Below are 18455 nucleotides of genomic sequence, written 5' to 3'. Positions count from 1 at the left end.
GCGGGCGCTAGGACGTCGAAATCCTTGCATCGCTCACTGCTTCGCGGCGCTCCCCAGCTCAGCCGGCAGCGCCGCGTCGAGCCAGGACTCGAAGGTGCTCGACAGCGCGCAGGTCGCCGCGCCGCCGCAGAGGTCCGCGCGCTTCACCGTGAGCTCGCCCTCGAGTGCCTCCCGCGTGGCGCCCAGCGCGCGCGCGCAGACGAGGTTCTTGGCCGTCTGAGCGACGTTCACGCCGCTGCCGGCCGTCACGACGATCGCCGCGGGCTTCTTGCCGCACGCGCGGCCGAGCGCCCCGGTCGCGCTGGCGTCGGTCGTTGAAAACGAGCCGTCCTGCACCGAGTGGAAATAGAACTTCGGCCCGGTCACGCGCGGCGGGCAGCTCTTCACGCCGCAGTCCGCGCCGAGCCACGCGACGAAGGGACCGTAGCTCCCGATGTCCGGCCGCATGTCGTGATCGAGGTGCTCGATGCCGAGGCCGCCGGAGACGCTGGGGGCCTTCGCATAGGCGGACACCGCTCCGTTCGAGAACGTCCAGATCGGGCTCGGCGCCGCCGGCTTCGCGCCCGCGACAACCGCGTTGAGCTCGTAGGGGACGATGAGCTCGTCGTTGCCGTCGTCGTCGAAGTCATAGACGCTCAACGCGGAGATCGCGAGTCCGCCGGGCGCGACCTCGATCGTCCCGAGCGGCGCCGCGAAGCGCTTGCCTTCGAGGTCGATCCGCACGACCTCGATGTCGAAGGCGAGCGCCCGCGCCGCGCCCTCGCCGGCGCCCGCGAAGCGCGTCAGCGACAGCGCCCAGGAGCCGAGCCCCGCCGGCTGGCAGACCCCGAACTTCGGCAGGCGCGTCGCCTCGGCCGCCGAGACCTTCTCGGGCCCTTCGAGCTTCTGCGCGCCCGAGATGCGCGCCCGGTTCTGATCGAGGAGCTCCTGGCAGGCGCGCCGGTGCGACACCACGGAGCCGGCCCAGTCGAGCTTCGCGCTCGTCCCGTCGATCTGGAGCTCGTAGCGCGTGTCGGTCCACTCCAGCGTGACGGTCTGCTTGGCCTCGGCCCGGAACGGCGCGACGAGCCGGAGCTCGCCGCGCTCGTCGGCGAGGACCTCGTTCGACGGGCCCGCGTCGGGCGCCTCGCCGGCGTCGTCGGCCGCCACCGGCTCGCTCGGCTTCTCGGCCGCGGCCTCCGCGCTCGGATCGTGGATCACCGCGCGAACAGGGTGCCCGCCGGTCCCGTTCTTCTTCCGGCAAAGCAGCTCGAGCCAGCCGTCGAGGCTCTTCGCCTCGCAACCGAGGCCGACGGCCGCCGCGATCGCCTCGCTCCGGCCGTCCTTGAAGGACGCCGGCGCACCAGGAGACGCCGGCGCGGTCGGCGACGGAGCCGGCTCGGTGGGCGCCGCGGTCGCGGGCGCGGGGGCCGACGAGGCCGCCTCCGCGGCGGCCGGCGACGCTGTCTCCGCGGCGGCCGCCGCGGGAGCGCTCGAGCCGGCGCTCGGCCCCGAGCTCGCCGCCGGCAGGCCGGCCTCCTCGGATTTCTGACAGCCAACGAGAATCCCCAGCAGAAAGCAAGCGCTCAAGGTCTTCATGGTCCGGTCCCCTGGATCTAAGCAGCCTGCGTACCAGGTCGGAGGCACGGGCGAAATGCCGCTGCCCGTCGCTGCCCGTCCAAGGAGCGGCCACGGCGCGTGTCGGGGCGGCCACGGCGTCGTGTTCCGGGCGCGTCGGGCGGACCGAGCTCGATCCGCGCCGGCCAGATCGGATAAGCTGAGCATCCCAATTCCATCGCGGCGTCAGGCGCCTGGAGAGAGCAGATGAGCGAGTCCAGCATTCACGGGGGTTGCCTTTGCGGGGCGGTGACATTCGAGGTCGATCCGCCGTTCAAGTTGATGGTCCATTGCCATTGCTCGCGGTGTCGCAAAGGCACGGGCACGGGCCACGCCACGAATCTGGCGGTCGATCCCGGCCAGCTCCGATGGCTGTCAGGGGAAGAGGCCATCACGCGTTATGAGCTGCCCACGGCGAAGCGCTTCGGGAAGTGGTTTTGCAGTCACTGCGGGTGTCCCGTCCCGCGCCTGAGGCGCGACGGCAACATCGTGGTCGTCCCGGCCGGTTCGCTGGATACAGCGCCGCCCATCTCTCCGACGGATCACATCTTCTGGGGATCGAGAGCGCCGTGGGGGTGCGCCAGCGGAGGGCTTCCCACCCACGACGAGCTTCCAGCGTCGTGGTAGGAAGACCGGGCATGTCGTCCCCTTGAGTGGGGTGCACGGTCAGCGGGTCACGCTGCTGTCCGGCCCGGCGCCCTTGGGGGGCTCGTAAGGCTCGGGGCTCTTGCCGACGGTCCTCAGGTTCACGAGCTTGTTGAGCAGGTCGAACCAGAACGGCGCGCCGAGGGAGGCGGCTGCCGCGGTGATGAGGATGCCGGGGGTCATGAGCCTGTCGAGCACCCCGCGAATCCAGCCGACGATGCCCTGGCCGAGGATCGCAGCGATCGCGCTCCAGAGCTTCGGGACGCTCGTGTGCTCGGGGGCCTTCACGCCCCAGGTGATCTCGATGTCGAGCCCGGCGAGCCGGGAGCGAGCGCCGCTTCCCTCGGCGATCGCGGCCATGATGTCCTCGTTCTGGTTGGTGCCGCCGGCCTGGGGCGCGGCGCGGGGCGGCGACTTCGCGATCTCCTGCGCCGCCGCGATCAACCGGGCGCGCACCACCGCGTCGCGCGAGAGGGCGCCCGCGAGGCGGATGCTGTCGGCGTTGAACCCGACGCAGAGGACGAGCGCCGTCGCGCTGATGATCAGCTGCGCGCGGCGCTTGTACCGGCCGGCGGCCCGGTCCATCGCGTCATTGAACCAGCGCTCCAGCCGGATGTTGGCCTCGCGCATGTCCTTGACCGTGGAGTCGACGATCGTGGCGAGGGCGCGCCGGAGATCGCTCTTCGGCGGCATGCTCCGGATGATCTGCTTGAGCTCATCGAGCGGGTCCTCGTCGCGGCTCGGCGCCGCCGCGATCTCGCCCTGCGCCGGCGCGGCGGCGCTCGCCTGCGGCGAAGGGACGCCGTCGCTCGCCTGCTGCAGGGGCGCGGAAGCGGCGTCGCCCGCCGGCGCAGGCGCGGCGCCGGTCTGCGAAGGCGTGGCGCCGGCCTGCGCGGGCGGCGCCGCGGCGCTGTCGGGCCAGGGGACGTGCCGCAGGGTGTCGATGAGCGCGGCCACGAACGCGTGCGACGGGATGTAGGACGGCCCTACCCAGCCGTACTTGAGATCCTTGATCAGCGGGTGCTCGCGGAGCTTCGCCGCGAGCGGGCTCGGGAGCGGCCCTGGCATCACCCGGGTGCGGACGAGCTCGACAGCGCGCCGCGCCGCGCGCTTCATGACCTGCTCCAGCGGGGAGCTCTTGGGGGCGGCTGTGTCGGCGGCGCCGGGCGATTGCTTCACGTGCGCGTCGAGCTCGCTGTCGGCCAGCATGATCTCGATGCTCTGCGCCAGGTTGATCGCGCGCAGCCGGAGCACGCCGGCGAGCGCCTCGTGGATGGCCGAGCAGAGGACGCTGAGCAGGAAGAAGACGCTGACGAGGCCGATCGCGATGTCGAGGGTCGTTCCCATGGGCATCCGGAAGGGCAGGGCGCGCGGCGGCGCGAGGCGCAGGCCGGCGCGCGTCGCGCGCTCCCCCGGCCAGCAGGGACAGGGAGGAAGAGGCGGCCCTGCGAGCGCCCGTTCCCCGCCGCGGCCCGACCAGCAACTCCCCTCCGCGGCCCGATCAGCATACGCCACCCGGCGGCGCGGAGCGAGCGGGAGAGCGCGCTAGCTCCCACGCGTCATCCAACGCGTCATCCCACGCTCGATGCCACGGGATCTTGGTCTACCATCACGCCCCCGTGACGAGCTCCACGCTACCCCCCGAGTCGCGGCGCAGCAGCGCGCCGCAGCCGCGCGCCTCCTGGGTCCAGGAGAAGGCCGACCCCGACCGGACGACGCTGCGGCCCAAGCGCGACCGGCTCGTGCACGAGCCGCCGCCGGCGTCGCCGCCCGGGACGCTCGTCATCGAGGAGACGCAGCGGCCGAAGATCTTCGTCATCGACTACGACGCCGAGGTCGTGTCCGAGAAGGAGATCCAGAGCGTCGACGGGTGCATCCCCTACCTCACGGACGACAGGCCCTCGATCACGTGGGTCGATGTCCGGGGGCTCGGGCACAAGGGGACCTTCGAGCGGCTGGGCGAGATCTTCCGTGTCCACCCGCTCGCGCTGGAGGACATGGTCAACGTGCCCCAGCGGCCGAAGGCGGACGTCTACGGCGGCGAGCACGTCCTCATCATCGCGCGGATGGCGCAGGTCAACGAGCGCTGCGTGCTGCGCACCGAGCAGCTGGCCATCCTGGTCGGCAAGAGCTTCGTCCTGACGGTGCAGGAAGAGGCCGACTGGGACGTCATGGAGGCCGTGCGGGAGCGAATCCGCTCCGGCCGGGGCTCGATCCGGGAGCGGGGCGCCGATTACCTGGCGTACGCGCTGCTCGACGCGGTGGTCGACGGCTTCTTCCCGGTGCTCGAGCGGCTCGGCGAGCACATCGAGGACCTGGAGGTCGAGGTGATCGACGCGAAGCGCCGGATGTCGAAGCCGATCCACGATCTGAAGCGGGATCTGCTCACGCTGCGTCGCGCCATCTGGCCGCAGCGCGATCTCGTCAACGCGCTGCTCCGCGAGGACAACCCGCTCATCTCCAAGGACACGCGGCTCTACCTGCGCGACACGTACGATCACGCGGTGCAGCTGATGGACATGGTCGAGACCTACCGCGAGCTCAGCTCGGGCCTCATGGATCTCCACCTCTCCGGGATGTCGAACCGGATGAACGAGATCATGAAGGTGCTCACGATCATCTCGACGATCTTCCTCCCGGTCACCGCCATTGCGGGCATCTACGGGATGAACTTCCACCACGAGAGCTCGCCGTACAACATGCCGGAGCTCGACTGGTACTACGGCTATCCGTTCGTATGGTGCCTGATGCTGGCGAGCGTCGTCGGGCTGCTCACGTACTATCGCCGCAAGGGCTGGATCAGGAAGGACGACGACGGCGCCTGAGCGGCGGCGAGCGCGGCGCGTCAGCGCTCCTTCGCGGGCGCGTAGAACGCGAGGTTCCCGAGCAGGCGCGGATCGCCGGGGCGGCGCGCGAGGGCCTTGCGCAGCGCCGCCTCGCCGGCGGCGAGCTCGCCGACGTGGAACGCGCTGGTGGCGACGAGGTCGAGCAGCTTGTGCTCGTAGACCTCGGCGTCCACGAAGAGGGTGGCCTGGGCGGGGAAGGGGAGGGCGGCGCCGCGGGAGGCGAAGAGGTAGGTGAGCGGCCAGCACCGCTGTCCGTACCAGTGCCAGGCGACGGCGAAGAGCGGCTCGGCGCGGTGCGGGCTGTGGGCGTGGGCGTCGAGGTAGCGCTGCTGCACCTCGGGCCAGGGGCGCCCGAGCGCGGCGGCGGTACGCGCCATGCGGAACAGCGATTCGTAGACCTCCTCCTGCCAGCCGCCGAGCGCGGCGCGCCGCCCGTAGGCCTCGAACGCCTCCGCGTGCCGGCCGAGGCACTCCAGCGTCTGCGCGAGGTAGAAGGCGGCGCGGCCGTCGCCGGGGGATCGGGCCAGCGCGGCGGAGAGCAGCTCCAGGTCGCGCTGCCACCTCCGGGTCTGGGCGGCGGCGTCGCGGCGAGAGAGGTCGTGGACGATGTGGGCGTCGGGGACGCGGATCGAGGGGGGCGGCTCGCCTTCCCTGGAGAGCACCTCGTGGGTGGCGCCGACGTAGCGCCACCCGGCCGAGGCGCGGGCGAGCCGGGCGGAGTCGTAGACGGAATCGCCGTAGCGCACGCGGACGTGGTAGGCGCCGTGCCCCGGGCCCGACGCGTCGCGGCGCTCCTCGCAGAAGCGACGGAGCGCGCCGCCCGCGACGAGGCGCTCGTCGCCGCTCAGCATGAGGGTGAACACGGCCGCGTCGCCCGCGAGGTCGAGGGCGCGGCTGCGCGTCGCGCCGAAGTCGACGAAGGGCTCCTCGACGAGATCGCCGGGGACGCCCGCCATGGCGGCGCGCGCGAGGGCCTGTGTGCCGTCGGTGGAGCCGGTGTCGAGGAGGGTGAACCGGTCGACGTGGGGCCTGGCCGAGGCGAGGGTCTCGCGGATGGAGGGGGCCTCGTCCTTGACGATCATGACGAGCGCGAGGAGGGGGAGCGTCACGGGAGCAGTATGCCGCCGGACGCCGGTGGACCGGGGTCATTAAAAATTGAAGAGGAGGCGGCGCGCGCATGCGTGCGCCACCTCGCGCGCGCCGGAGAGCGGGAGAGGTAACGCGCGGCGGCGGAGGTGTGGGCGCGCTCTCCGCGAATTGGTCGCGGCCCTGGCGTTCTGTATACTCTCCATGTCATTGCAATGAACATGCGCGGACGCTGGAGTGCTCTCCTGTTCATCGGCGCAGCGGCGCTCCTCGCGCTCGCCGGCAGGGCGGAGCGCGCCTCGCCCGATTCGGGCTCTGCTCCCGGAGGGCACGGACCGCCGGGCCGCCCGCGCTTCGAGAAGGCGCTCGACGTGGAGGTGTTCCAGCGCGGGAACATCCACACGCACACGTCCCTGAGCGATGGGGACAGCGAGCCGCGCGACGTCGTCCGCTGGTACCGCGAGAACGGGTATTCCTTCGTGGCGCTGACAGACCACAACCAGCGCGTCGATCCTGCGATGTTCCAGGACCCGTCGTCGACGTCGAATTTCGCCGTGATCCCCGGCGAGGAGGTCACGATGTGGGCCGAGGGGAAGGCCGTGCACGTGAACGCGCTCTGCACGCGGGCGACGATCGGCGGGGGCGCCTTCCTGACCAAGGGGGAGGCGCTGAAGTGGGCGATCGGGCGTGTGTGGGCGGAGGGGGGCGTGGCGCTCATCAACCATCCGAATTTCGACGGGTCGTTGTCCGCCGGCGACCTCCTGGCGGCGCCCGCGGCGGAGCTCCTGGAGATCCACAGCGGGCACCCGTACGTGTACACGGACGGCGACGCGACGCGCCCGTCGCACGAGGCGCTATGGGACGCGGTGCTGACCATGCGCGGCGCCGCGGGAGGGGGGATCGTCGGCGTCGCGGTGGACGATCTGCACCAGCTCACGGCCGGCTCGGGCGCGCCGCCCGCGGGGCCCGGCCGCGGGTTCATCGAGGTGTTCTCGCGGGAGGCGTCGCGCGCCGCGATCTGCAGCGCGCTCGCCCGGGGACGGCTCTACGCGTCGTCCGGGGCGAGGCTGCGGAGGATCGCGATCGCCGGGGACGCGTTCTCGGTCTGGCCGGTGGCGGCGGGCGCGGTCGTCGAGTTCGTCGGGCGCGGCGGGCTCGTGCTGGAGCGGCAGCAGCCCGCGGAGGGGCGGGCGACGTACCGGCTCCGCGGCGGGGAGCGGTACGTGCGGGCGCGGGTCACGCGGCCGGACGGCAAGCGGGCGTGGACGCCGGCGTACGCGACCGTGGAGTAGGGCAGCGAGGGCGTCGCGGCGCCGGATTGCTCTCCGCAGCGGCTCACGCCCCCCCGCGCTTCCCGTCCAGCCGCGCCAGCACCGCCCGCGGCGACATCGTCGCCCGGTAGACATAGATCTCCCCGGCCTCGTCGTCGCCCAGCACCTCCTCGCTCACGCGGAGCTGCTTGCCGACCGCGAGCAGGATCCTCGCCGGAAACCCCTTCCGGATCAGCTCGACGCGCCGCCACACCGCGTCTCGGCTCCAGAACCCGAACGCCTCGAGGTACACCTCCTCTCCGGTCTCCGCGTTCAGGAACACCAGGTCAGGGACGCACACCACCTCTCCGGGCAGCGCGAACAGCCGCTCGTTCGGCGACACGGTCCAGGGCGACCCGAGCTTCCTGAACCCCTCGCAGAACGCGTCCAGCTCGGGCGTCGTCTCCGCGAGCTCGCGCCCGTGGTACAGGAGGCCGTCCGCCGGGCCGATCTCGACGGCGAGCGGCTCCTTGTCGCGCCCCCAGCGCAGGTCGGCGCGCAGCCGGAACGAGGCGCACGCGAGCACCGACGGCAGGAACATCGCGAGCCGCAAGCCATACCGCTGCACCGCGTCGAACAGGCTGAACGGGCCGTCGAGCGCGATCGTGTAGCCGGAGACCGGATCGCCCTGGACCACGTGGATGAGCCCGTGAAAGCGCGCCGCCCGGAAGATCCGCCGGTAACGCTGGGCGCTCTCCCCCTCGATGCGGATCGTCACCTGCGTCGCCCGGAGGAGGATCGACTGCGCCAGCGCCAGGTTGTATCGATCGAGCAGGATCTCGGGCGCGTCCGCGGCCGCGCGCCGGAGGATCTCGGCGCCGCGCAGGTCGGCGTAGAGGCCCGCCTCGATCGCGGCGGGCGTCGTGCCGAGCCGGGCGGCCACCTCGTCGAGCACGGCGGCCCGGTCGAAGCGGGCGCGGACGTCGAGGGCGCGGTGCGCCGCCGCCGCCGCGTGGAACAGCTCGCGCCGGAGCGCCTCGGGATCGACGCCCTCCTGCACCTCGTACTCGCAGCCGTCCTCGAGCACCTTCCTCAGGCCGAGCGAGGCCACGCGATCCCGCGCGGGCACCTCGATGGCGTCGAGCGCGGCCTCGACGTCGTCGCGGCGCTCGCCGACGCGCTGCGAGAGGATGTCGAGGTACGCCCGCGCGACCGGCAACAGGCGCTCGGCGGCCGCCCCGCGGAGGTACTGCGGCACGACCAGCCCGCCCCGGCGGCGGACGCGGACGAGGTCACTGGTAAGCAATGTGCTCCCGGCGCTTGTCGCTCACCCGCTGCTCGCTCGTGCCGAGGGCCACGACGAGGTCGTCGTGGCCCCTGCCGTCGGCGCGCTCGGGGGTGGCGGCAAGCCCGAGGCGGAACAGCGCATCCCGGGGGCGCTCGATGCTCACGACGCGAAGCGCGCCGCCCTGGAAGCTCACGACGATCGGCGCTGTGGGAACCGGCTCGGTCATCGGCACGCTCTTTTGCCGCAGGCAGGGCCGCGTGCCAACCGGATAGTGAAGGGCACGACCGCCGCGCCGAGGTGCGCCATACTCCGGCCCCACGACGGAGAGCGGGCCCAAGACGCCCGACATGACAGACCTCTCGGCCGCCTGTGCGGCGGCCGAGGAAGCCTTTCAGCGGGGCGACCTCGACCGCGCGAGCCGCCGCCGACCGCGTTGAGGTCGACGTCGAGGAATATGGCGAACGGGGAGTTCGGCAAGCATACACAGCGGACTGACCCCGGGACGAACTCAGGGAACGAAGCGCTAGACGTACTAACGTACTAGCGTACTAGCTAGATGCGTGCGAGCAGAGTCTTCCGGGGTGGACTTGCTCACGCTAAACTGCGCAGTCATGCTGAAGATGGGCGGCTCCATCGGTCCGCTCGATTCCCACCATGAGCTCCTCCGTTCTGTACACGATCAAGGAGTCTCTCGCCCACGGCAGCCGATCCACCCTCTATCGCGCGATCCGGAACGCCGATGGTTGCCCCGTGGTCCTCAAGGTGCTCGACCCGCAGCGCAGCCGCCCGAAGGACCTCGAGCGGCTGCAGAACGAACTCGAGATCGGCAGGCTGCTCGACTCCGCGGCTGTCGTCAAACCGCTCGCCCTCGAGACCTACCAGGGCATGCCCGCCCTCGTCATCGAGGACTTCGGCGGCCGGTCCCTGGGCGAGCTGCTCGGCGGGACGCCCATGCCGATGGATCGCTTTCTCCCGCTCGCCATGGCCATCGCGAGGGCGGTCTCGGAGATTCACCAAGCGGGCATCGTCCACAAGGACGTGAAGCCAGAGAACATCCTCGTGAACCCCGCCTCCTTCGAGCTCAAGCTCGCCGACTTCGGGCTCGCGTCCCGCCTGCCCCGCGAGCAGCCGTCCGCACAGCCTCCCCGGCTCATCGAGGGATCGTTGCCTTATCTGTCGCCCGAGCAAACGGGGCGGATGAACCGCGCGATCGACCACCGCTCCGATCTCTACGCGCTGGGCGTCACGTTCTTTCAGATGCTCACCGCAAAGCTCCCTTTCGAGGCGAAGGACCCCGCGGAATGGGTCCATTGCCACGTCGCCCGCGCTCCTCCTTCTCCTTCGGCGCTCGTCCCCGAGGTACCCGAGCCGATCGCGCGCATCGTCTCGAAGCTGCTCGCCAAGACGCCGGAGGACCGCTATCAGAGCGCCGGCGGCCTCGTGGTCGATTTGGAGCGCTGTTTGGTCCAATGGCAGGCGTGCGGAAGGGTCGAGCCGTTCCCGCTCGGCAAGGACGATGTTCTGGAACGAATCCAGACCCCGCACAAGCTCTATGGGCGTGAGCGGGAGACGGCCGCGCTGCTGGCTGTCTTCGACGCCGTGGCGGCAACCGGCGCGCCGGCGCTGGTGATGGTGTCCGGCTATTCGGGGGTCGGCAAGAGTGCCCTCGTCAATGCCTTGCACAAACCGATCGTGGAAAAGCGGGGGCATTTCATCGCCGGCAAGTGCGACCAGCACAAGCGCGACGTTCCTTACGCCACCCTGGCCCAGGCCTTCCAGGCCCTGATCCGCCAGATCCTGGGCGAGAGCGAAGCCCGGATCCGAGCGTGGCGGGACGCCCTGTGCGCGGCGCTGGGCCCGAACGCAGAGCTCATGGTGAGTCTCATCCGCGAGCTCGAGCTCGTCCTTGAGCCCCAGCCGCCGGTGCCGGAGTTGCCGCAGCAGGAGGCACAGCACCGCTTCCAGATGGTGTTCCGGCAGCTCATCGGCGTCTTCGCCCGGGCCGCGCATCCGCTGGTCATCTTCCTCGACGACCTGCAGTGGCTGGACGCGGGGACGCTGGCGCTGCTCGCCGATCTGGCGACCCACCCGGACGTGCGTTACCTGCTCTTGGTCGGGGCTTACCGCGACAACGAGGTCGACTCGAGTCACCCTCTGATGCGCAGCCTGGAGGCGATCCGAAAGGCGGGCGGCATCGTTCATGACATCGTCCTCACTCCCCTTTCGCCGGACGATGTCGAGAGGCTCGTCGCCGATGCGCTTCATGATCGTCCCGAGAGGGTCCGGCCGCTTTCCGAGCTCGTGTTCGAGAAAACCCAGGGCAATCCGTTCTTCACCACCCAGTTCCTGACGGCCCTCTGCGAGGAGAAGCTGCTCGGTTTCAACCCCGGAAGCGGGGCCTTTCGCTGGGATCTGCCGCGCATCCACGCCAAGAGCTACACGGACAACGTGGTGGACCTGATGGTGGGCAAGCTCGCCCGCCTTCCAGGAGGCACGCGGAACGCCTTGAAACAATTCGCCTGCCTGGGAAACGTCGCCGACGTCGAGACGCTTGGCCTCGCGCTCGGGCAATCCGCGGGGGCCATCCACGCGTCCTTGGGGGAGGCGGTGCAGGCGGGCCTGGTCCTCCGCCTGGAGGACACCTACAGCTTTCTCCACGACCGGGTGCAGGAGGCGGCCTATTTGCTGATCCCGGAAGCCGCGCGCGCCGGCGCCCACCTGCGCATCGGCCGAATCCTATCGTCGAGCCTGACGCCCGAGGCGATCGCCGAGAGGATCTTCGAGGTCGTCAACCAGCTCAATCGCGGCAGTGAGCTGGTCGAGTCGCAGGAGGAGCGGGAGCGGATCGCCGAGCTCGATCTCTTGGCCGGCAAACGCGCCAAGGCGGCGACGGCCTACGCCTCGGCCTTGCGCTACCTCGCCGCCGGCGTGGCGCTCTTGGCCGAGGACCGCTGGGAGCGCGTGCACGGGCTCGCCTTCGCGCTGGAGCTCCATCGAGCGGAATGCGAGTTTTTGACCGGCGCGCTCTCGGCGGCGGAGCAGCGGCTCGGGATGCTTTGGGAGCGGGCCGAGAGCATCGTGGACCAGGCGGCCGTCACCTGCTTGCGCGTGGAGTTGTACCACACCCTCGATCGGGCCGACCGTGCGGTCGCCGTCGGTCTGGACTATCTCCGCGAATGCGGGGTCGAGTGGTCGCCGCATCCCACCCAGGCGGAGGTCCGGCAGGAGTACGAGCGGATATGGCTGCGGCTCGACGAGGGGCGGATCGAGGACCTCATCGACTTGCCCTTGATGAACGATCCGGCCGCGCGCGCCACCATGGAGGTCCTGTCCCGGATCGCGCCGACGAGCATGACCATCGACGAGAACCTCGTGTGCCTCGTCACCTTGCACGCCGTCAATCTCAGCCTGGAGCACGGCAACAGCGACGCATCGGCCAATGCCTACGTCTGGTTTGGCATCATCCTCGGTCCTTACTTCGAGGAATATGCGATGGCGTTCCGCTTCGGGCAGCTCGCCGTCAACCTGGTGGAGAGGCGCGGGCTGGACGGGTACAAAGCCCGCGTCTACCACATGTTCGGACATTTCATCGTCCCGTGGACACGGCCCATGCGTTCGGCCAAGCCGTGGTTGCGGCGCGTCTTCGATGTGGCGACCAGGATCGGCGACCTCAGTTATGCCAACTTCGCCTGCAATTGCCTGGTCACCAACATGCTCGTATGCGGAGATCCGCTCGTCGAAGTGGAGCGTGAGGCCGTCACTGGACTTTCGTTCGCGCGCAAGGCGCAGTTCGGCCTCACCATCGCCTTCATCGTAACACAATTGCGTCTCGTCCGGATGCTGCGTGGTCTGACGGTTTGTTTCACCTCCTTCAACGGACCAGACTTCGACGAGGCCCAATTCGAACAGTACCTCGAAGCCAATCCTAACTTGGCCATTGCCTCTTGCTGGTATTGGATCCGGAAGCTGCAGGCCCATTTGTTCGCTGGAGACCATGCGTCTGCCCTCACGGCGGTCGCAAAGGCGCAGGGACTTCTCTGGACGACGCGCTGTTTCTTGGAGCACGTCGAGTACCATTTCTACGCAGCTCTTGCGCACGCGGGTGTCTGCACGGAGGTGCCGGCCGAAGCGCGATCCCCGCACCGAGACGCCTTGGCGGCGCACCACCGGGAACTCGCAAGTTGGGCCAAACACTGCCCCGAGAACTTCGAACCCCAGAGGGCGCTCTGCGCCGCCGAGATCGCGCGCATCGAGGGCCGGGACCTCGATGCCCAGCGCCTCTACGAGCAGGCCAGCCGCTCGGCCCACGACGGCGGCTTCGTGCACCACGAGGCCCTGGCCAACGAGCTGGCCGGCCGGTTCTACCTGGAGCGCCGCCTCGACAAGAACGGCATTGCCCATCTCGGCGATGCGCGCGCCTGTTATGCCCGTTGGGGAGCCGATGGCAAGGTCAGGCAGCTCGAGCAGCAGTATCCCCACCTCGTCGAGTCGAGGCTCCTCGCGCCCACGGCCACCGTCGCGATGCGGACCGAGCAGCTCGACCTCTGCTCCGTGACCAAAGCATCCCAAACCATCTCGGGCGAGATCCTCCTCGACAAGCTCTTGCGCACGCTGCTCACGATCGTCCTCGAGCAGGGCGGCGCCGAGCGGGCTTGCTTCGTCCTGTGTCGGGACGAACGCCTCTCGATCGAAGCGGAGGCGACCCTCGACGCCAAGGGGGTCGTGACGACCGTCCTCGAGACCATGTCGGTGGATGGCTCCCAGCGTGTCCCCGCGTCCGTCGTCCACTACGCGCACCGAACGAAGGAGCGCGTCATCCTGAGCGACGCCGAAGGCGACGCAGGCAAGTTCGCCGGCGACGACTACTTCGCGGCGCACCGGCCCAAGTCGGTGCTCTGCCTGCCCATCCTGCGGCAAGCCGAGGTGGTTGGCCTGCTCTGCCTCGAAAACGACCTCCTCGCCGGCGCCTTCACGCCCGATCGGCTCCTCGCCCTCTCGCTGCTCGCCACGCAAGCCGCGATCTCCTTGGAGAACGCTCTGCTGCTCGCCAAGGAGAAGGCCGCGCTCGCAGAGGCCGCGTTCCTCGCCGAAGCGGGAGCGGTGCTCTCCGAGTCGCTCGATTACGAAACGATGTTTGCTCGCCTCGGCCGCCTCTGCGTGCGAGGCCTCTCGGACTGGTGCGCCATCGACCTCGTAGAAGGTCGAGAGATCCGGCGCCTCGCCGTGGCGCACAGAGACCCCACGAAGGAGCCCATGCTCCTGGAGATGGTGACGCGATATCCGCCCCACTGGGATTCCCCCCACCCCGCCATCGCGGCCCTCCGCACCGGCGAGCCCGTCCTCACGCCCGAGCTGACCGACGATGTCTTGCGGGTGATCTGCCACAACGACGAGCACGTGCGGCTCGTCCGCGCGTTCGGCACGCGGACCGGGATCTCGGTGCCGCTCATCGCGCGCGGGCAGACGCTCGGCGTGCTCAGCCTCGCCTGCGACGCCCCGGGGCGCCGCTACGGGCCCGCCGACCTCGGGCTCGCCGTGGAGCTGGGGCGCCGCGCTGCCATCGCGATCGACAATGCCAGGCTCTACCGCGCTTCGCAGGAGGCCGTCCGCGCTCGCAGCGAGTTCCTCACGGTCGCATCCCACGAGCTCAACACGCCCCTCACCTCGCTCACGCTTGCGGTGCAGTCCCTTCGCAGGGCGGCACCTTTGGGGCGAGTCATCGATCCGCAAGCGCTCGATCGGCGGCTCGAGCTCGTCGAGCGACAGGGAACCCGGCTGACCCGGCTCATCCATGATCTGCTCGACGTGTCGCACCTTGACACGGGGCCGCTCGTGCTCGAGCGCACGGACGTCGACCTCGGCGCCCTCGTCCGCGAGGTGGCCGAGCGCTTCGAGGCCGACCTTACGGGGGCCCGCTGCTCGGTGTCGATCCAGACCGGCGCGCCGGCCTGTGGCAGGTGGGATCGATCCTGTCTCGACCGGGTTGTGACCAACCTGCTCTCCAATGCCATCAAGTTCGGCACCGGCAAGCCCATCGAGATCGCCGTCGGCGCCGAGCGCGGCACGGCGCGGCTCGCCGTACGCGATCACGGCATCGGCATCGCCCCCGAACAGCGCGATCGGATCTTCGGCCGCTTCGAGCGCGCGGTGTCGGAGAGGCATTACGGCGGACTGGGCCTGGGCCTCCACATCAGCCGCAGGATCGTCGAGGACCATGGGGGCTCGATCCGATGCGAGAGCCGGCCGGGCGCCGGGGCCACGTTCATCGTCGAGCTTCCTTGCGCGGAGCCAGCGTGATGCCGCGGGCGGCGCCACTTTTCCAGGAGGGAGGTGGATCGCGTACGGCGCTCCAGGGTAACCCAGCGCGTGCAGTGTGGCGGTGGGACGGCCGCTACGAGGAGCTTGACTTTCGGAGCGGGAGCAGCAGCTCGGCCGCCGCCGCCCCGCGGAGGTACTGCGGCACGACCAGCCCGCCCCGGCGGCGGACGCGGACGAGGTCATTGGTAAGCAATGTGCTCCCGGCGCTTGTCGCTCACCCGCTGCTCGCTCGTGCCGAGGGCCACGAGCTCGTAGAGGATCGCCGTCTTGTTCTCGCTCCGGCGCAGGATGCGGCCGAGCCGCTGGACGTGCTCCCGCACCGAGCCGCTGCCCGACAGGACGATCGCCACGTTGGCCTCGGGCACGTTGACCCCCTCGTTCAGCACCTTCGAGGTGACCACCGCGGACAGCGCGCCGCGGTTGAAGGCGTCGAGGATGGCGCTGCGCTCCTTCACCTTGGTCTGGTGGGTGATGGCCGGCAGCAGGAATTGCCGCGAGATCTGGTAGACCGTGGCGTTGTCCTCGGTGAAGACCAGGGTCCGGTCGGCGCGGTGGGCGTGGAGCAGCCGGGCGAGGACGTCGATCTTGCCGGGCGCGCACAGCGCGAGGCTGCGCTGGCGGCGGTACGCCTCGAAGGCGCGGCGGCCGGCGTCGGACTGCGAGCTCAGCAGGATGAACTGGCCCCACCCCTCGGGCATGCGGATGCCGTTCGAGCGCAGGAAGCCGATGTACACGGCGCGCGCCGCCTCGTACGCGGCGCGCTCGTCGTCCGAGAGCGGCACCTCGAGCCGGACGACGTCGTAGGCCGCGAGGTACTGCCCGGAGAGCTCGGTGATCTCCCGGCGGAAGACGATCGGGCCGATGAGGTCGTCGTAGCCCCGGCCGTCGGTGCGCTCGGGCGTGGCGGTGAGGCCGAGGCGGAAGGGCGCGAGGCACATCTTCGCGGCGAGCGCGTACGACGGGCTCGGCAGGTGGTGGCACTCGTCGAAGATCACGAGGCCGAAGCGGGCGCCGAGCCGGTCCATGTGGGCGTGCGCGGAGTCGTACGTGGTCACCGTCAGGTCGAGGACGTCGTGGTAACCGCCGCCGAGCAGGCCGATCGGGACGCCGAACGCGGCGGAGAGCCCGTCGTACCACTGGTTCAGGAGATCCAGGGTGGGGACGACCACGAGCGCGCTGCGCTGCCGCGCGGCGATGGCGAGCGTCGCGACGAACGTCTTGCCCGCGCCCGTCGGGAGCACGACGACGCCCCGGCTGCGTCGCCCGGCCCAGGCGTCGAGCGCCTCTCGCTGGTAGGGGAACGGGTCGTGCTTGGCGAGCGGCGCGAGCGGGAGCGCCTCGTACTTGCGGGCGGCGTCGGTGAACGGGACGCCGCGGGCGCGGAGCCTCAGGACGAGCTCGGCATAGTCGATCGCCGGCACGCGGTAGACGCGCTCCCGCGCGTCCCAGCGGCAGGACGCGGGCAGGCACGCGGGGTCGAGCGGCGCGCCCTCGGCGGGATCGCCGGCATTGCCGCCGTCGGGCTCGTCCGCGCGCTCGTCTGCGTTCGATGGCAGCGCGCTGCTGTCGAGCGCAGGCGTCGCCTCGAAGGCCGGGCGCGGGGCGAGGCCTTCGATGCGGAGGGTGCCGCCCTGGAAGCTCAGGACGATCGGCGCTGTGCGGACCGGCTCGGTCATCGGCGCGCTCTTTTGCCGCGGGCAGGGCCGCGTGCCAAGCGGAGACGCCCGGCGCTCAGGCCAGCTCGGTCGGCATGACCGAGGCGCCCCGGAGCGGCGCGCGGTAGCGCACCCAGACGAGGGGGGACTCGTTCAGCGTGATCGTGAGGGCGCTGCCGGCGCTCACCGGGAGCTTGCGGCCGAGCTCGCGGTGGATGTAGCGCGCGATGAGCTCCGGCGTCGAGCGCTTGCCCTCGAACGCGGGGTGCTCGTCGAGGTTCCGGTAGTCGATCTCGGCGAGCACGGCGCGCAGGCTATCGCGCAGCGCGCTCGTCTCGACCACCTGGCCGAGGGGCGAGAGCTCCTCGCGCTCCACCTCCACGCTGACCGTGTACGTCGCGCCGTGCAGGCGCTGCGCAGGGCCGAACTGCACGCCCTTGAGGCTGTGGGCCACCATGATGTGATCGCGGACGCCGACGGTGTACATGGCTCCACTATACCCGCCGCGCCGGCGCTGGAGGGAGATCCCAATCGCCTGTCACGGCACGCCGGAGTAAGGTGGGGGCGACCCCCCGTCCGGCCCCCGCCGCGGCGGACGGGTTCGTGCGGGACGCAGTGACCGGTTGACCGTTGCGAGGGAGGATCGCCGATGAACAGCGAAGCGAGCGTGCTGGCCCCAGGGTTCCTCATCGCGTCGCCGCCGCTCGGCGATCCCAACTTCGACCGGACGGTCGTGCTCCTCGCTGTGCACAGCGAGGGCGGGGCGCTGGGGTTCGTTGTGAACAGGCCGGCGCCGATGACGCTGGGGGAGCTCCTGTCGTTCGCGGGTTATGGCAACGACCTGAAGGACCCGGCGCCGGTTTACCTCGGCGGCCCGGTCCAGCCGAGCTCGGGGTGGATCCTGTGCCTCGATCCGGCGCTCGGGGCCGAGGAGACGGGCGTGATCCCGGTGGGCTCCCGGGTGCGTGTCACGTCGTCCCGGAGCGCGTTCGACACGCTCGCGGCCGACGCCGTGCGCGGCACGGCCGCCGCCGACCCGCGGCGCAGGACGGTGCTCCTCGGCTACAGCGGCTGGGGGCCCGGCCAGCTCGAGCGAGAGATCGCCGCGGGCGCGTGGCTGCCCGTGGCCCTCGACGAGGGGATCCTGTTCGACGTGGCGGCGGACCAGCGCTGGGAGCAGGCGTATGCGCTGCTCGGCCTGCGCCCGATCGAAGTGATGTCGATGCGCAGCATCGGAGAAGCCTGAGAGCACACGACACGAGAGGAGTCCTATGGAGATCAATATCGGAATCGACGCCAAGAACCGCGAGCTGATCGGCGCGGGGCTGGGACGCGTCCTCGCTGACACGTACACGCTCTATCTGAAGACCCACAACTTCCACTGGAACGTCACGGGGCCCATGTTCCAGACGCTCCACCTCATGTTCGAGCAGCAGTACAACGAGCTGGCGCTCGCCGTGGACCTGGTCGCCGAGCGCATCCGGGCCCTCGGCCTCCCCGCGCCGGGGACCTACAAGCAGTTCGTCGCGCTCTCGACCATCAAGGAGGACGACGGCATCCCCAAGGCCACGGACATGATCAAGCGCCTCGTCGAGGGCCACGAGACGGTCGCGCGCACGGCGCGTGAGCTCTTCCCCGTGGCCGAGAACGCCAACGATCAGCCCACCTGCGATCTGATCACCCAGCGCCTGCAGGTCCACGAGAAGACCGCCTGGATGCTGCGCAGCCTGCTCGAGTAACCCTCGCGTCGCGGCCGCCGAGCTGCGGAGAG

Annotated in this window: 13 protein-coding genes; 6 read left to right on the top strand and 7 right to left on the bottom strand. The window is 70.5% G+C overall.

Annotation, left to right across the window (positions count from 1 at the left end):
- Positions 1–33: 33 nt before the first annotated feature.
- Positions 34–1578: a hypothetical protein gene (locus WME97_RS36175; RefSeq protein ID WP_437544515.1), complete on the bottom strand. Its 1545-nt coding sequence runs from the start codon at positions 1576–1578 to the stop codon at positions 34–36.
- Positions 1579–1803: 225 nt separating this feature from the next.
- Between WME97_RS36175 and WME97_RS36170 the strand changes: the two genes are divergently transcribed.
- Entirely contained in the window at positions 1804–2223 is a 420-nt protein-coding gene (locus tag WME97_RS36170; RefSeq protein ID WP_437544513.1) for a GFA family protein, read from the top strand.
- Between the two features lie 39 nt (positions 2224–2262).
- Here WME97_RS36170 and WME97_RS36165 read toward each other — a convergent pair whose 3' ends face one another.
- Entirely contained in the window at positions 2263–3588 is a 1326-nt protein-coding gene (locus WME97_RS36165) for a hypothetical protein (protein ID WP_437544512.1), read from the bottom strand.
- Positions 3589–3860: 272 nt separating this feature from the next.
- On the opposite strand from WME97_RS36165, the gene corA reads away from it, so the two are divergent.
- A complete protein-coding gene (gene corA, locus WME97_RS36160; RefSeq protein WP_437544510.1) occupies positions 3861–5066 on the top strand; it encodes a magnesium/cobalt transporter CorA in 1206 nt (401 codons plus the stop codon).
- Between the two features lie 20 nt (positions 5067–5086).
- On the opposite strand, the gene WME97_RS36155 is transcribed toward corA, so the two are convergent.
- Positions 5087–6196, bottom strand: a complete 1110-nt coding sequence (locus WME97_RS36155) for a glycosyl transferase (protein WP_437544508.1) — start codon at positions 6194–6196, stop codon at positions 5087–5089.
- Between the two features lie 192 nt (positions 6197–6388).
- On the opposite strand from WME97_RS36155, the gene WME97_RS36150 reads away from it, so the two are divergent.
- Positions 6389–7465, top strand: a complete 1077-nt coding sequence (locus tag WME97_RS36150) for a PHP domain-containing protein (protein ID WP_437544507.1) — start codon at positions 6389–6391, stop codon at positions 7463–7465.
- Between the two features lie 43 nt (positions 7466–7508).
- Here WME97_RS36150 and WME97_RS36145 read toward each other — a convergent pair whose 3' ends face one another.
- Positions 7509–8729: a DUF790 family protein gene (locus WME97_RS36145; protein ID WP_437544505.1), complete on the bottom strand. Its 1221-nt coding sequence runs from the start codon at positions 8727–8729 to the stop codon at positions 7509–7511.
- Positions 8716–8937, bottom strand: a complete 222-nt coding sequence (locus tag WME97_RS36140) for a hypothetical protein (protein ID WP_437544503.1) — start codon at positions 8935–8937, stop codon at positions 8716–8718. Before WME97_RS36140 ends, WME97_RS36145 begins: the two co-directional genes overlap by 14 nt.
- Before the next feature lie 428 nt (positions 8938–9365).
- Between WME97_RS36140 and WME97_RS36135 the strand changes: the two genes are divergently transcribed.
- On the top strand, positions 9366–15008 hold the full coding sequence (locus WME97_RS36135) for a sensor histidine kinase (protein WP_437544501.1): 5643 nt from the start codon (positions 9366–9368) through the stop codon (positions 15006–15008).
- A gap of 200 nt (positions 15009–15208) precedes the next feature.
- On the opposite strand, the gene WME97_RS36130 is transcribed toward WME97_RS36135, so the two are convergent.
- Both WME97_RS36130 and WME97_RS36125 read right to left on the bottom strand, forming a co-directional pair.
- Positions 15209–16705, bottom strand: coding sequence for a DEAD/DEAH box helicase (locus tag WME97_RS36130; RefSeq protein WP_437544499.1), 1497 nt, complete (start codon positions 16703–16705; stop codon positions 15209–15211).
- Positions 16706–16760: 55 nt separating this feature from the next.
- The gene (locus WME97_RS36125; RefSeq protein ID WP_012239418.1) at positions 16761–17171 is read right to left on the bottom strand and encodes a 6-pyruvoyl trahydropterin synthase family protein; all 411 of its coding nucleotides are present in this window, start codon (positions 17169–17171) and stop codon (positions 16761–16763) included.
- 162 nt (positions 17172–17333) lie between these two features.
- On the opposite strand from WME97_RS36125, the gene WME97_RS36120 reads away from it, so the two are divergent.
- Together WME97_RS36120 and WME97_RS36115 are read left to right on the top strand one after the other, a co-directional pair.
- Complete coding sequence (locus WME97_RS36120; RefSeq protein ID WP_437294584.1) at positions 17334–17930, top strand: YqgE/AlgH family protein; 597 nt, start codon at positions 17334–17336, stop codon at positions 17928–17930.
- A gap of 25 nt (positions 17931–17955) precedes the next feature.
- Positions 17956–18423, top strand: coding sequence for a Dps family protein (locus WME97_RS36115; protein WP_437544496.1), 468 nt, complete (start codon positions 17956–17958; stop codon positions 18421–18423).
- Positions 18424–18455: the final 32 nt, after the last annotated feature.

The sequence above is a fragment of the Sorangium sp. So ce367 genome (assembly GCF_051520455.1).
Lineage (GTDB): Bacteria > Myxococcota_A > Polyangia > Polyangiales > Polyangiaceae > Sorangium > Sorangium cellulosum_B.
Note: the sequence above shows the minus strand (reverse complement) of the source record. Positions and strands in the feature narration are given on the sequence as shown.

What these genes read in the sequence shown, in the direction of transcription:
- WME97_RS36115 (WP_437544496.1), top strand. Translation starts at nt 17,956, where the DNA reads ATGGAGATCAATATCGGAATCGACGCCAAGAACCGCGAGCTGATCGGC.
- WME97_RS36125 (WP_012239418.1), bottom strand. Translation starts at nt 17,171, where the DNA reads ATGTACACCGTCGGCGTCCGCGATCACATCATGGTGGCCCACAGCCTC.
- WME97_RS36165 (WP_437544512.1), bottom strand. Translation starts at nt 3,588, where the DNA reads ATGGGAACGACCCTCGACATCGCGATCGGCCTCGTCAGCGTCTTCTTC.
- WME97_RS36135 (WP_437544501.1), top strand. Translation starts at nt 9,366, where the DNA reads ATGAGCTCCTCCGTTCTGTACACGATCAAGGAGTCTCTCGCCCACGGC.
- WME97_RS36120 (WP_437294584.1), top strand. Translation starts at nt 17,334, where the DNA reads ATGAACAGCGAAGCGAGCGTGCTGGCCCCAGGGTTCCTCATCGCGTCG.
- WME97_RS36175 (WP_437544515.1), bottom strand. Translation starts at nt 1,578, where the DNA reads ATGAAGACCTTGAGCGCTTGCTTTCTGCTGGGGATTCTCGTTGGCTGT.
- WME97_RS36170 (WP_437544513.1), top strand. Translation starts at nt 1,804, where the DNA reads ATGAGCGAGTCCAGCATTCACGGGGGTTGCCTTTGCGGGGCGGTGACA.
- WME97_RS36140 (WP_437544503.1), bottom strand. Translation starts at nt 8,937, where the DNA reads ATGACCGAGCCGGTTCCCACAGCGCCGATCGTCGTGAGCTTCCAGGGC.
- WME97_RS36150 (WP_437544507.1), top strand. Translation starts at nt 6,389, where the DNA reads ATGAACATGCGCGGACGCTGGAGTGCTCTCCTGTTCATCGGCGCAGCG.
- WME97_RS36130 (WP_437544499.1), bottom strand. Translation starts at nt 16,705, where the DNA reads ATGACCGAGCCGGTCCGCACAGCGCCGATCGTCCTGAGCTTCCAGGGC.